Below are 13,934 nucleotides of genomic sequence, written 5' to 3' on the forward strand. Positions count from 1 at the left end.
CAAAAATCAAGAATAATCTCATGAGGATACAGTATCGCTTGCATGATTTTCAAGAAAAAAAAACCTATCGTATCCCGAGAGATCTTGATGTATGCTCCCCAAGATACCATGATTTGCAAAAATTTTTTTTACTGCGATCCCTTGCTTATAGCCAATTTCCAGCCAACCGACACCTCTAGGGAACAAAATACTATTCAGCTCATCAGCAATTCGTTCATAAAATTCTAATCCAGAATTGCCTCCAGCCAAAGCTTTCCACGGTTCATGACAACGAACCTCGGGATCCGCACGTAAGATCTCATCAAAAGAAAGATAGGGGGGATTACAAACAAAAGCATCTCCAGGACAAGAATATGGAGAAAATAGGTCTCCCTTAAAGATTTCAACATTTAAATTATTTTTAAATGCATTTGCCTTAGCCACAGCGACTGCTTTTGGGCAAATATCTGAAAGAATAACTTTAATATCGGGGCAATATTTTTTTATAGACAATCCCAAACACCCACTTCCACAGCAAACATCATAAAATGTTTGAATATGGGGATGTTGGCTTAGATATTTTACAATCTGTTCAGCCAATAATTCTGTTTCCATTCTAGGAATAAGGATGCGAGAATCCACTTCCAGATGCAGGCCTAAAAAATTCACACTACCATGAATATAGGCTGTTGGATAACGCCTGGCTCTTTTTTGAATGCGGTCCCAATAAATTGGAATGAGACCCTCATCTAATAAAATAGTGGCTAATTGCGTCCTAGAACTGATTCCAAGAAAATCCATTAAAATATCGGCAGCCTCTCTATCAGGGAAAGCTACACCTCGATATTTTAAATATGCAGAAGCCTCCCTAAGAAGTATCTTCGTTTCCATGTTGCAAGAGCTGATGATAAGCATGACTAACTAAAGCTGAAGTGATAGCATCTAAATCCCCTTCCATAACTTTATCTAAATTATAAAGAGTAAGACCTATCCTATGATCAGTCACGCGATTTTGTGAAAAATTATACGTGCGAATTCTTTCCGAACGATCTCCACTACCTACTTGAGCTGAGCGCATAGCGGAAGCTTCTTTATGACGTCGCTGCATTTCTGCATCACGTATTCTCGCCTTTAAAATACGCATAGCCTTGGCTTTATTCTTATGCTGACTACGCTCGTCTTGACAAGTAACAACAACACCTGTGGGCATATGAGTAATTCGAACTGCAGAGTCGGTAACGTTTACGTGCTGACCTCCAGCTCCAGAAGCTCTAAAGGTATCTATTTTTAAGTCTTTCTCATCAATAAAGACTTCTTCATCATCTTCTGCCGGTTCTGGCAATACAGCAACAGTAATTGCAGAAGTATGCACACGACCTTGTGTTTCAGTCTCAGGAACTCTTTGCACGCGATGCGTTCCGGCTTCATACTGTAGCAAACGTTTTACGCCTGTTCCAGATATACCCATTACATATTCTTTATATCCCCCAATATCAGACTCAGAAGAAGAAAGGACTTCATATTTCCAATCTTTTAAGGATGCATACAAATGATACATACGGACACAGTCTCCTACGAAAAGAGCTGCTTCATCTCCACCAGTACCTGCACGTAATTCCATAATAACATTTAAATCATCATCTGGATCTGGTGGGACTAGTAGATTCTCTAAAACTTTATACAGTTTATCAATTTCAGCTTTTCCTGATTGAATGCCTTCTTCTAGCATGGCGATCATTTCAGGATCTTTTTCTTGAGCTAATGCTTCTCTATCATCATTGAGAACTTTTTCGTGACCTAAAACCTTATCATATACATTCTTTAATTCAGAAAGACGTGCGTGCTCCTTACTCAAGCTACCATACTCTTTAGGATTTTCAAAAATTTCCGGATTAGAGATTTTAACTTCCACTTCCTCTAGGCGTTTCAAATACTCCAGAATCTTTTTTTCCATGAATTACTTCTCAATCAAGAGTTCCTGACATACTTCTCGAGTTGCATATCGAGGAGCGTTTAAATTAACTTTTCAAAGTCTTTACCCATTGAAGTCATACAAGTTTCTTACTTCAATATCACAATTATTGAAAATTAAAGAACAGGTTAACGCTCTGTAGGGTATAGAGAACATTATTACCGCAAGAAGATTTTCAATCACTTTGTGGTCAACATTATGAGTCAATGTTTTATCATATCTTGTCAATATGAGTCACTGCAAACGAAAAAAACATTTCAATAACCATGTGCAGACAAACATATACTATATACTAAAAGTATATGAATACTTCCGAATGAAACATTAAACAAAAAAACACGCTTCAACACCTCCTAAAACAAGGAGAATGATAACGTGTTTATGCAAAAAAATTAGAACTTAATAGATAAGACTATTTCTTTTTCTTTATGGGAGCTTTTTTCTTGGCTTTAGCAACAGGCTCTTCTTCTACAGAAACTTGAGCAGGCTGTGCAGGCTTTGCACTGCTGTAACGTTTTAAGAACTTATCTACCCGGCCTTCAGCATCCACCAATTTCTTACTTCCTGTGAAGAAAGGGTGTGAAGAAGAGGACACACTGACATAGCATACAGGATACTCTTGTCCTTCATAAACTTCCGTCTTATCGCTCTGATATGTAGATCCGCAAACAAACTTATATCCTGTAGAAGAATCTACAAATAAAACTTTGTTATATTCGGGATGAGTGTTCTTTTTCATATTGACAACTCCAAAATCACCATCTTATGGTATGTGGGAAACAACATCATGAAATACTAAAGGAAAAGTGTACAGAAATACCTTATGAAAAAGCAAGAAAAAATACGCTTATCACCTCTGTTTCAAAGACTTTTTATTTTAGCAATTTTCCTCTATCCGTTTTCTGCCTTTACTGAAACCCCTCTCTCTTTAAAACAAAATATTTTTCATGCGCGAACTGGCGACTATGCTGTTTTTAGCAAAGGAGTTCAAAGGTTTTTTTTATTTGTAAAATCCGTATCTCCTAACATTGTATGGATAGAAATGACAGAGTTTCCACATCTATCTCAGCAAGATCGAACTTTGATACAAAATACACCATGGAAAAACTTAATTAACGATTTACATTCCCCTAGAAGGGTTTTTTTAATATCCCTATCAACAAAAAATACGCATATCTTTTGTTTGAATCCAAAAACTCAGCAACTACGTCGCTTGCAATCAGAAGATCTTCCTATTTTCTCCACACTCTTACAACTTTCTTTAAATGAAGCACCAGATCATTTAATAAAAAGACAAGGCAAAAACCGCGATCCGTGGTCACCTAGGATTACTGTAGAAGGAAGTTACTCTCTTAAAACACCTGTTCAAGCTCGATGTGCAAACTGGCCTAAAGATTCATCCATCTTATCAGGAAAAAATGTACTTATGTATTTCACAGCTTGTGAAATCTCCGTGTTTCCTCTATGGACTAGTATAGAAACTCCGAAAGGCACAGTTGTTTTAAGAGCTATTGATGTGGGATACGAAGCTTCATCTCCCTATTCTTATACTCTTCCCGAGATCAAAGAATAAACCGAATGAGCAAACCTATTTCAAAGTAATTTCTAGGCATTTTTATAGATTAAGTCTTAAAAAATACGAAATTTTTAAACTTATCTAGAAAATATTTTTGATTGAAAAATCTAATACAGTAAAATAGCGGTCAAGACTTTTGTTAGATGCTCATATTTTAATTTTTAATGTTACAATTAAATAAATTATGCAGCAAAACTTCTGTCTATTTTAGGTGCGCTAAACATAGCCACAATTTCGATTAGGGGAATACCCTTCTCGAACCCTCATTTAATGAGGACATTCAAACTCAGAAAGAAATTAAGGGTTTCACTAGGCATCTTCATGAGACATCGGTATTCCTTAAATAAAAGTCGTCAAATACTGCACTCGACTTATAAGTTACTTAAAAGCAAAAAACTTTCTCAACATCCCGACTCTCAAAAAGAATTACAAACATTACTAGAACAACTCGAAGAAGCCATCCTTCAACAAGATCAGCAAACAGCCGGTCAACTTGCAGAGCAGGCTCAGAAATTCAGTAAACGCTATCCCGCTTCTTTTGCAAAGAAATCTTGGGAGCTTACTAAAGCTATTCTCTTTGCCGCTGTAGTTGCTTTCCTTATTCGTCAATTTTGGTTTGAACTTTATGAAGTTCCTACCGGGTCTATGCGTCCAACGATTTTAGAACAAGATCGGATGATTGTTTCTAAAACAACTTTCGGCCTACATTTCCCTTTTAAGAAACAACCATGGGGATTTCGTTCTGAAGCTATTACTCGTGGTGGTCTTGTAGTCTTTACTGTTGGTGATCTTCCTATTCCAAATTCCGATACAAAGTACTTCGGATTCATTCCTGGGAAAAAACGCTATATTAAACGTTGTATGGGCAAACCCGGAGACACTCTATATTTTTATGGAGGAAAAATTTACGGCATTGATAAAGACGGGGGAGTCATTCATTTCCCTAATGATTTTGGTCTCGAAAATCTCTATCACGTCCCCTACATATCTTTCGATGGCTCTGTAGAAATTAGCAATAATGACAAAACTACAGCATTATTTAAACAAATGAACCAACCTTGTGGTAAGATTTCATTACCTCAGGAAGGTCCCTACGGCAAATTTTTTCACAATGGTTCTTGGCATAATGATATCCCTAACACACTGAAAACTCCCCATACATCTCCAGTTAGTTATTCCGATCTTTTTGGTATGGGCAACTATGCTATGGTACGCATTCTTACTCATAAACAGGCCAGTCTATGTCATACTATTCCAAATCCAATAGCTCAAACTTATTTAGAAATTTGTCACACTCCAAACGTTTCTTACCCTACGCCTCATCTTCAGCACTATAACAACCAAATAATTCCTACTATACAACCTATGAAGACGCTTCTTCCCCTAAGGCAAGAGCATATTCATCTTATTAGGAATAATCTTAATACATCACGATTTGTTATTTCCGATGGCGTTGCTTACAAGTACCAACCATTTGCGAGAGGATCAGAGGATAGAGCAAAACTCTTTGCCCTACCTTTCCCAGGAGTGGATAACGGTTGTTACGAATATTCTAAGGGAGAAGCTTATAAAATAGGTTTTGGAGGTATGCGTTATAAGCTAAAACCAACCCACGCATTAATGCAACTAAATGATAGTCAGGTAATTGATCTATTTAACTGTGGTATTAATTTTAGCTCCTTCTTTATTCCAAAAAATCCCAAATATAATCCTTTACCAAGTCGCTATGCATTTTATAACCAAGGGAATCTCTATGTCATGGATTCTCCTATCTTCATTAAAAATGATCCCGCCTTGCAAAAGTTCATAGAATCTGAAAAAGCAAAACAAGAAGCTTCTTCAGAAGATCGCCCCTATATAGGTTTTATTGATAGAGGCCCTCCTCCACAAGATCTAGAACAATTCTCGACATTCATTCATAATTTTGGAATACAAATTCCTGAAGGTTATGTTTTAGTTTTAGGAGATAATTATCCTATGAGCGCTGATAGTCGTGAATTTGGCTTTGTTCCTATAGAAAATCTTTTAGGATCACCCTTATGGATTTTCTGGCCTTTGGGACATTTTGGACATTTAAAAAATGTTCCTGCTCCAACCACATTACCTGGATATTTAGTTAATAGCCTAGCTTTAGGATTCTTCGTTTATATCTTTGGACATATGTATTACCAAAGACATCGCCGTCTATTTCCAAAAAATGACAAGAAGAAATAAAGAAGACTCTCTATTTTGTAGAGAATCTTCTTTGAAGAAATTTCAGAATCTTATTTTACTCTGGGAGCTAATGTAAGAGCAATACATGTAGGATGTCCATTGATATCCCACTCTTCCCCCTCAACAGTATCTTTAAATTCGAATCGAATAGTCAACGTCTCTTCGCAAATGTAATCTTCATAATGAAGAAATGCCTTTTTAACGGCTTCTGACGTATGTATTTGCAAAAGAATACGATCAGAAACATGCAACTTATGATTACGACGCATTGTGTTAATTTTATTCACTAATTCTCTAGAAATTGCCTCAATAACCAAATCTTCAGTTAACTGACAATCAAGAACCACAGTAAATAATGAAGAACTTCGAGCAACATATCCTGGATCTGTTTCCCAAGAAATTACTACATCATCTATACCCAAAGTAATGTCTTCCAAACCCAAGTTAAGACAGATAAATTGCTGTTTTAGTAACTGCTGTATTTGTTCCTGAGAAAGAGAGCTCAGCGCTCTTTGCACGTCTTTTATCTTCTCACCAAACTTCTTACCTAGAGAACGAAAATTAGGCTTCACAGTAGTTTTTACAAAGCTGGGTGTCTCTTTATAAAATACGATATTTTTTACATTGAGTTCTTCTGCAATGAGTTGCTCAAAAGAAGTCAACTCATCTAAACGATCTTTAGGACCTATTATATAAAAATTCGCTAAGGGCTGACGTACTTTTAACTTATATTCCTTACGTAGAGAATGCCCTAGACCTACAATCTCTCGGGTGTCGCTCATCCGTTGTTCCAAATCTGGAAATACTTTAGCGAGATCTATATGAGGGAAATCACAAAGATGTACAGACTCTTGAGAATATTCAGCTTTGATCTGTTGGTAAATATCTTCAGATATAAATGGGATAAAAGGAGCGATTACTCTACAGAAAACAGTAAGCACTTCATAAAGTGTAGCAAAAGCTGCTCTTCTATCTGGAGTATCTTCAGATTCCCAAAAACGTCTCCGACAACGACGAATATACCAATTTGTTAAATCATCAATAAAAGTAACGAAAGGATTTACAGCAGTATTTAAATTATAAGAGCTCATACTCTCACGAACTTTACCAACAACAGTATAGAGATTAGAAAGAATCCATCTATCGATCTCGGTATAAGCTATCTCTTCCTTATCGTAATTATTAACATCAAAACCATACAGATCTGTATAAGTTTTGAAAAAAGATAACACATTTGTTAAAGGCAGGAGAATTTGTTTAAGAATAGATTCAACACCCTTATCAGAAAACCGCAAATCCTCAGCTTTAACAACAACACTGTCTAACAAATACAATCTTAGAGCATCAGCTCCGTAGGTATTCATAATCCCCATAGGACTGGGATAGTTATTTAGCCTTTTAGACATCTTATTGCCATCTTCAGCTAAAACAATACCATTAACTATCGCATTTTTAAATGCTGGTTGATCAAATAAGGCTGAAGAAATCACAGTGAGAGTATAAAACCACCCTCGCGTCTGATCTAAACCTTCTGCTATAAAATCTGCAGGAAATCCAGCTTCTGTTTCCTTCTGATTTTCAAAAGGATAATGATTTTGCGCATAAGGCATAGCGCCTGAATCAAACCAACAGTCAAATACATAAGGAACTCTTTGAAAAGTTTTCCCATCTTTTTCAACTTTTAATTGGTCAATAAAATGACAATGTAAATCAGAAATCTCTTCTCCAGTAAGCTCTTCAAGCTCTTTTACAGAGCCTATAACTAAGATTTCTCCATCTTTACTTTTCCAAATAGGAATAGGGGTTCCCCAATAACGGTTTCTACTAATTGCCCAATCTCTAGCACCGTCTAACCACTTACCGAAACGTCCTTCTTTGATATGCTCAGGCACCCAATGTATCTTCTGGTTAGCTCTCAACATCTTATCCTTGATCTTCTCAACAGAAACAAACCAAGAGTTCACTGTTTTATAAATTAATGGGGTGTCTGTTCTCCAACAGAAAGGATAACGGTGCATTACAGTCCCGTGATAAAAAACCTTTCCTAGATTTTTTAAAGATTTAATAATTCCTTTATCACAACTCTTAATGTATAGGCCTTGATACTCAGGAATTTCTTCCGTAAAGCAGCCGTGATTATCCACAGGACATACTATAGGTACATGGCATTCTTTACATACAAAGAAATCCGCTTCACCAAATGCAGGAGCCATGTGTACAACTCCTGTGCCTTCGCTCTCTTCTACAAATGAACCAGAAAGAATTTTGTAAGCTCCTTCTGCACGTTTATGTTCAAAAAAGCTAAAGGGTGGTTCGTAGCTTTTCCCTATTAAAGCTGTCCCTAAAAAACTTTCTAAAATTTCATATGAATCCGGATCTGAAAACCATCGGGATAAACATCCTTGGCCTAAGATCCATTCCTCTCTGGAAACCTTATCCGCAACCCGTACATAAGTAATTTCAGGACCCACAGCAGCTGCCATATTGGATACTAATGTCCATGGCGTCGTTGTCCATACTAATAAAGATGCAGGATCTCCTTGCAAAGCAAACTTGATAACTACGGAAGGATCATCTACTTCTTTATAATTTTGACCTGCTTCAAAGTTAGATAGAGGTGTACCTAATTTCGTAGAGAAAGGAACCACCTTCACACCTTCATAAACTAGGCCCTGATCATAAAGAGAACGAAATACCCACCAGACACTTTCCATAAATGAAGCGTCCATTGTCTTCCATGTAGTAGAAAAGTCTACCCAACGTCCCAAGCGATTTACGTAGTGTTCCCATTCATCAACATAACGGAAAACAATCTTTCGACATTCCTCATTAAACTTAGCAACACCAAAATCCTCAATAGCTCCTGGATTGGTAAGATCTAAAAATTTTTCCACCTCATATTCTACAGGAACACCATGACAATCCCATCCAAAACGTCTAGGAACATAATATCCGTCCATAGTAGCGAAACGCCCAACAACATCCTTAATTGTCCCTGCAAGAAGGTGACCATAATGAGGTAGACCCGTAGCAAACGGTGGCCCATCATAAAAAGAATACAGAGTTTTTCCTTCTCTGTTTTTTAACGATTTTTGGAAAATATGGTTTGTTTTCCAAAAATCTAGTACTTTCTCCTCTCTGTTAGCAAGGCTTTCCTTGCTCCCTTCGCCTTCCGTATTCATGCTTTAGCCGTTAAGTGCGTATAGATATAAAATCAATCCCAAAATAAAGACTTTTCTGGTTTTCGTCCAGATTACCCTCGAATTTGAGAAAAATTCTCCTTTTCTTGACAACATTTAAAATAGAGGGATACTTGAGTTGCACAAAAGCGAAGAAAAATTTAAAATATTCTCTGGGGGTGTATAGGTTTCGACTTGGAAATGAAGTGTTAATTGCATGCGGAGGACGTTGGCTGGCCTCCTAAAAAGCCGACAAAACAATAAATGCCGAACCTAAGGCTGAATGCGAAATTATCAGTTTCTCTGACCTCAACCTGGAAAGATTAGCTGCTTAATTAGCAAAAGTTGTTATTTAGATAACCTCTAGATAACCCGGTACTCATGGACTCCACCAGAGGTTTGTGAAGTACCGTCATCTATCTGGTTGGAATTTACCTTCTCTAATTCTCAAGAGGGTTTATTCGAGATTATTGAGAGTCGTTGGTTTCCATAGATGTTCTTAGCTGAGGAAATTCAATGTAATACTACTAGGGACTAAGCATGTAGAGGTTAGCAGGGAGTTTACTAAGGACGAGAGTTCGAGTCTCTCCACCTCCATATTTTTAATTTTTCTCAAGTAACATTCCAACTTTAACTCATTCCTTATCAAATCAGTAAATAATTTCTTGAAATGTACGATGATTTCAATCAGTATCTACTCGACAATTGATTTTTGCATTATAGTTTCTCTCTAAATCCCGCAATACCAAGCTTGAGCAAAGCATGAGAATTACACAAAACACGGTTTTAATAGTAAATCACCGGCACACGTCAGCTGGTAACTTAGATCGTTATTATGAAAACAATAAACAACACGTTGTTCAAAATCCGTTGCATCGTTCATGTTTTGAATCCTTCCTGAGCTATTTACCACTTTTTAGTACTTTTACAGGATTACATGGACTATTACAAATTTCCAATGTTGAAAATGCTTTGCTTCTTCCAACAGGAGGTTATAGTAAAATATGTACTATTTCCCCTTGTCTCGAAATTAATGAAGCGTTGCCTACGATCCGCAAGGACGCCTGGTTAGAAATTTTCGGAATCAAAGGTCTTCTAACTATTTGTCAAGTAGTTCTGAAAGTTCTTCGAGCGATAGTTAATTACTTTAAAAAAGTCTGTGGTTATGTCGCACCAACATCTGCCGATATTGATCCTAAGAAACGACTCATATCACCTCCAAAATCTGCTGAAGAAGAAATCAAAGATTTCCTAAGCTAAACTATAAAATAGTTGCAGCAGCAGCAGCAAGTTCAGAACGTTCCGTACGTGTCATGAACATATGACCATAAAGAGGTAAATGGTGAAACTTACCCACTAAATAGGTAAGCCCATTGGAATTTTCATCAAAGTATGGGCTATCAATTTGTGTGGGATCACCTGTTAGGACAATTTTCGTACCTTTCCCTGCACGAGAAATAATCGTTTTAATCTCGTGAGGTGTAAGATTCTGAGCTTCATCAATGATCATAAACACTTTCGGCAAAGATCTTCCACGAATATATGTCAGAGCTTCCATCTCTAATTTTTTAGCTTCCATTAAAGATTGTAAGACCTCTGAAAAATCTCCCATACCACTAATATTAAAAAGAAATTCCATGTTATCGTAGATAGGCTGCATCCAATGTAAAAGCTTTTCTTCTTTGACTCCAGGAAGAAATCCAATATCTTTCCCCATCGGAATGATAGGACGACTCACTAATAACTTATTATAATTCCCCTTATCAAATACCTGATGCATAGCTGCAGCTAAGGCTAAAACAGTTTTCCCAGATCCTGCTTGTCCCATAAGAGTAACTAATTTTATATCATCACGCAAAAGAAGATCTAAAGCACACTTTTGTTCGGTATTTAAAGGTTTTATTCCCCAAATTTTATCTGGAATAGATTTTAAAGAAACAATTCTTCCTTCAGCTTCATGATAACGACCGAGGGCAAAATAATTCTCTCCTCCTGAAATGAAAAAATATTCATTAGGCGATGGAGTTATATCTAAAGGAATATCTAAATAGCCATTTGTATAAAAGCTCTCAACATCAGATGCAGACACAATGAATTCACGATAACCACGGTATAAAGATCTAAAAGAGAATCTTTTATTTTCATAATCCCGAGCTTCTATCCCCAAGGCTTCAGCACGAACTCTACGTCCTAGACTCTTTGTTACAAAAATCATAGGCTCTCGTTGTGCTATCACTTGAAGCAGCTCTAGCGTGAGAAGTTTTCGACGTTTCTCATCATTAGCTAAATTAGCAATGGAAGATACCTCTATACGCAATTCACTACCATTAGGAAGAGATATCCCCTCAGAGTGATTGCCTGAACGTTCGAGTAGCAAACGGATATTACTCAAAGCTCGTGAAGCATTTTTTGCTGATTCATCACGATCTTTAGCAAATGCTTCCAACTCCTCAATTACAGTAAAAGGAATAATAATTCGTGTATCCTCAAAAGATGATAAAGCCTCGGGATCATAAATAAACACACTCGTATCAATGACCATTGTTTTCTTCATTCAGCTAACTCCTAATGAACTAGGGTTCCGACCCCAATCAAGACATTCTATATTTGCAAATATCCTTCCTAATAAAATGACGAAAATACTTAAAACAAATACTGAGAAAATCTGTGCTTATATTGACAAAATTTTATTAGAAACTTCTTGACCCTTTTATATAATTCTAAGTAAAAAAAACTCTATTCTTATTCTTCTAAAAAGAAAAACTGCTTAACATCTTCAAGAAGTTAAGGCGAATTTAGCAATCAACAATATCAACTGCTAATTCGATTGTCAAAAAAACAGCGCTCCTCTACAATGACGTTAAGCAATAACAGTAGAGTTTACCACCGGAGGTCGCCATGAAAGTGAAAATTAATGACCAATTGATTTGCATTCCTCCCTATATTTCTGCACGATGGAATCAAATAGCCTTTATTGAATCACAAGAAGGGGAAGTTAAAGGGCAGGCCACCCTCAAACTACATTTAATTGACGGGAAGATCATTTCTATCCCCAATTTAGATCAGTCAATTATTGATATTGCTTTCCAGGAACATCTCCTTCATTTAGAAGCTTCTCAAATAATTCGAGACGAATCTGGTCGTGAAGATGATAAGCTGGGTATGTTGATGAGTGTACTTCAGCAATTATCTAAAGACACAGACGTACAAATGTTCTCACATAAAAGTCTGATGTCTCCGTTATTTTCTGGAACTAATCCCATGGAAATGATCCTACAACACACTCCGGAACACAAAGACCATCCCGATGCACCTGCAGATATTTTAGAAAAAATGGTTATGGTGATTCGCACTCTGGCAGGAAATAATCCAAATCTTCTCCCTAAAGCAGAGCCTCACTGTAATTGTATGCATTGCCAAATCGGTAGAGTAATTAGTGAAGAAGAAGATGCCAATGTGTCCGAAGAAGAGTTATCTTTCCGTACATGGGACATTAGTCCGAGTGGAAATAAATTATATCTTGTTACCGATCCATTAAATCCAAGTGAGCAGTTTAGTGTATATCTAGGGACACCTATTGGATGTACGTGCGGCAAGTTAAATTGTGAACATGTAAAAGCAGTTCTCTATACTTAAGACTTAGTCGAGTTCACTCGATTGGTAAGATAATTGACTTTTTCACTCCAGTCGATATAATTCTTTTTTCTAGGGGTCGCTTCCCCTAGAGGACTAGGTCACATCCTTGTATCGATTTCTAATGTGAATACATTGTAGGAGTAAAGCATGCGAACGCTATCGATTTCTATGCTTTTGTTTACCATCGGGTCAGGAATAAGTTCAGCAAGTTTACATGCTGCTCCTTCCGCATCAAAGACACCTGTTGCGCAAATGGACAAATCTTCCTTTTCTCCATTTACAGGAGAGATTAAAGGAAATCGTGTACGCTTGCGTCTAGCTCCGCATGTAGATAGCTCTATTATCAAAGAACTTTCCAAAGGCGACTATATCGCCGTTATTGGTGAGAGCAAAGACTACTATACTGTTGCTGCTCCTGAAGGACTCAAAGGCTATGTGTTCCGCACGTTTGTTTTAGACAATGTGATTGAAGGTGAGCAAGTGAATGTACGGTTAGAGCCTTCGACATCAGCTCCCGTACTTGTACGTTTATCCCGAGGAACGGAAATTCAAGCAACATCGAGTCAGCCACAAGGAAAGTGGTTGGAGATCGCTCTACCCAGTCAATGTGCTTTCTATGTTGCTAAAAATTTTGTTTCTCAAAAAGGTTCTATAGATCTTTACAAACATAGAGAAGGTCAAAAAAAGATCGCCTTAGATTTATTAGATTCTGCTGTGAAATTCGCTCAAGATGAGTTGAAAAAAACTTTGGATTCCGTTGACTTAGAAGCAATTTATAAAAAGATCAATCTTGTACAATCTGAAGAATTCAGTGGTGTCCCCGGTTTGCAGCCATTAATACAAAAAGCCTTGGAGGAGATTCAGGATACTTATCTTTCAAAATCCCTAGCAAATCAAGATAAGACAATCGGAAAACAACAAGCATCTAGTTCTTCAGATACTTTCTATAGTATGGAGAAACCTGTAACTACCGGATCTTTATTATCACGACATATCCGCAAGCAAACAGTAATTAAGACGTCTCCAAAAACTCAAGGAAGAGAAAGTCTTGAATATTCCCTATTTAAAATTTGGGCAAGCATGCACCCGCAGGAAAATGCTAAAAAGCTTACTCAAGATGCTTTCTATGACGAAGAGAAAAAGAAAAAACAAACTTTTGTTGGAGAGCTTGAAGTTTATCCCCATGTTGTAAAAAATAATCCAGGCGATTATTTGCTCAAAGACAAGGAAAATACTATAGCCTTTGTCTATTCAACAAAAATAGACCTAGAAAAATGGTTAGGAAAGAGAGTTTCTGTAGAATGCTTACCTCGTCCAAACAACCATTTTGCTTTTCCAGCTTATTATATAATCAATATTAAAGAAGTTATTTCTTAGA

10 protein-coding genes and 1 other RNA gene are annotated in these 13,934 nt (G+C 36.9%); 6 read left to right on the forward strand and 5 right to left on the reverse strand.

Annotation, left to right across the window (positions count from 1 at the left end; genetic code table 11):
• Positions 1–18 precede the first annotated feature (18 nt).
• The 3 genes from prmC to C10C_RS03325 form a co-directional block, all read right to left on the reverse strand.
• Positions 19–870 (reverse strand): peptide chain release factor N(5)-glutamine methyltransferase, encoded by an 852-nt coding sequence (prmC, locus tag C10C_RS03315; protein WP_117274773.1) that lies wholly within the window; start codon positions 868–870, stop codon positions 19–21.
• Positions 848–1,933 (reverse strand): peptide chain release factor 1, encoded by a 1,086-nt coding sequence (prfA, locus tag C10C_RS03320; protein ID WP_117274424.1) that lies wholly within the window; start codon positions 1,931–1,933, stop codon positions 848–850. Before prfA ends, prmC begins: the two co-directional genes overlap by 23 nt.
• 430 nt (positions 1,934–2,363) lie before the next feature.
• Entirely contained in the window at positions 2,364–2,690 is a 327-nt protein-coding gene (locus C10C_RS03325; RefSeq protein ID WP_117274425.1) for a type B 50S ribosomal protein L31, read from the reverse strand.
• 84 nt (positions 2,691–2,774) lie between these two features.
• Between C10C_RS03325 and C10C_RS03330 the strand changes: the two genes are divergently transcribed.
• Both C10C_RS03330 and lepB read left to right on the forward strand, forming a co-directional pair.
• Positions 2,775–3,524 (forward strand): hypothetical protein, encoded by a 750-nt coding sequence (locus C10C_RS03330; protein WP_117274426.1) that lies wholly within the window; start codon positions 2,775–2,777, stop codon positions 3,522–3,524.
• 324 nt (positions 3,525–3,848) lie between these two features.
• Positions 3,849–5,741 carry a signal peptidase I gene (gene lepB, locus C10C_RS03335; RefSeq protein WP_117274427.1) on the forward strand — a complete coding sequence of 631 codons (1,893 nt, stop codon included), beginning with the start codon at positions 3,849–3,851 and terminating at the stop codon, positions 5,739–5,741.
• 50 nt (positions 5,742–5,791) lie between these two features.
• Here lepB and ileS read toward each other — a convergent pair whose 3' ends face one another.
• The gene (gene ileS / locus C10C_RS03340) at positions 5,792–8,923 is read right to left on the reverse strand and encodes an isoleucine--tRNA ligase (RefSeq protein ID WP_117274428.1); all 3,132 of its coding nucleotides are present in this window, start codon (positions 8,921–8,923) and stop codon (positions 5,792–5,794) included.
• Between the two features lie 172 nt (positions 8,924–9,095).
• Between ileS and ssrA the strand changes: the two genes are divergently transcribed.
• Positions 9,096–9,520, forward strand: a transfer-messenger RNA (tmRNA) gene (ssrA, locus tag C10C_RS03345).
• Positions 9,521–9,682: 162 nt separating this feature from the next.
• Entirely contained in the window at positions 9,683–10,180 is a 498-nt protein-coding gene (locus tag C10C_RS03350) for a hypothetical protein (RefSeq protein ID WP_117274429.1), read from the forward strand.
• A 1-nt stretch (position 10,181) separates the two neighbouring features.
• On the opposite strand, the gene C10C_RS03355 is transcribed toward C10C_RS03350, so the two are convergent.
• Positions 10,182–11,474 (reverse strand): PhoH family protein, encoded by a 1,293-nt coding sequence (locus C10C_RS03355; protein ID WP_117274430.1) that lies wholly within the window; start codon positions 11,472–11,474, stop codon positions 10,182–10,184.
• A gap of 344 nt (positions 11,475–11,818) precedes the next feature.
• Here C10C_RS03355 and C10C_RS03360 point away from each other — a divergent pair, with 344 nt between their 5' ends.
• Positions 11,819–12,556, forward strand: coding sequence for a hypothetical protein (locus tag C10C_RS03360; protein ID WP_117274431.1), 738 nt, complete (start codon positions 11,819–11,821; stop codon positions 12,554–12,556).
• A gap of 147 nt (positions 12,557–12,703) precedes the next feature.
• Positions 12,704–13,933 (forward strand): SH3 domain-containing protein, encoded by a 1,230-nt coding sequence (locus tag C10C_RS03365; RefSeq protein ID WP_117274432.1) that lies wholly within the window; start codon positions 12,704–12,706, stop codon positions 13,931–13,933.
• The last annotated feature ends 1 nt before the right edge of the window (position 13,934 follow it).

The sequence above is a fragment of the Chlamydia poikilotherma genome, assembly GCF_900239975.1.
Lineage (GTDB): Bacteria > Chlamydiota > Chlamydiia > Chlamydiales > Chlamydiaceae > Chlamydia > Chlamydia poikilotherma.

Coding starts and splice junctions, on each gene's coding strand:
- ileS (WP_117274428.1), bottom strand. CDS start 8,923: ATGAATACGGAAGGCGAAGGGAGCAAGGAAAGCCTTGCTAACAGAGAG.
- C10C_RS03330 (WP_117274426.1), top strand. CDS start 2,775: ATGAAAAAGCAAGAAAAAATACGCTTATCACCTCTGTTTCAAAGACTT.
- C10C_RS03325 (WP_117274425.1), bottom strand. CDS start 2,690: ATGAAAAAGAACACTCATCCCGAATATAACAAAGTTTTATTTGTAGAT.
- C10C_RS03355 (WP_117274430.1), bottom strand. CDS start 11,474: ATGAAGAAAACAATGGTCATTGATACGAGTGTGTTTATTTATGATCCC.
- C10C_RS03365 (WP_117274432.1), top strand. CDS start 12,704: ATGCGAACGCTATCGATTTCTATGCTTTTGTTTACCATCGGGTCAGGA.
- C10C_RS03350 (WP_117274429.1), top strand. CDS start 9,683: ATGAGAATTACACAAAACACGGTTTTAATAGTAAATCACCGGCACACG.
- C10C_RS03360 (WP_117274431.1), top strand. CDS start 11,819: ATGAAAGTGAAAATTAATGACCAATTGATTTGCATTCCTCCCTATATT.
- lepB (WP_117274427.1), top strand. CDS start 3,849: ATGAGACATCGGTATTCCTTAAATAAAAGTCGTCAAATACTGCACTCG.
- prmC (WP_117274773.1), bottom strand. CDS start 870: ATGGAAACGAAGATACTTCTTAGGGAGGCTTCTGCATATTTAAAATAT.
- prfA (WP_117274424.1), bottom strand. CDS start 1,933: ATGGAAAAAAAGATTCTGGAGTATTTGAAACGCCTAGAGGAAGTGGAA.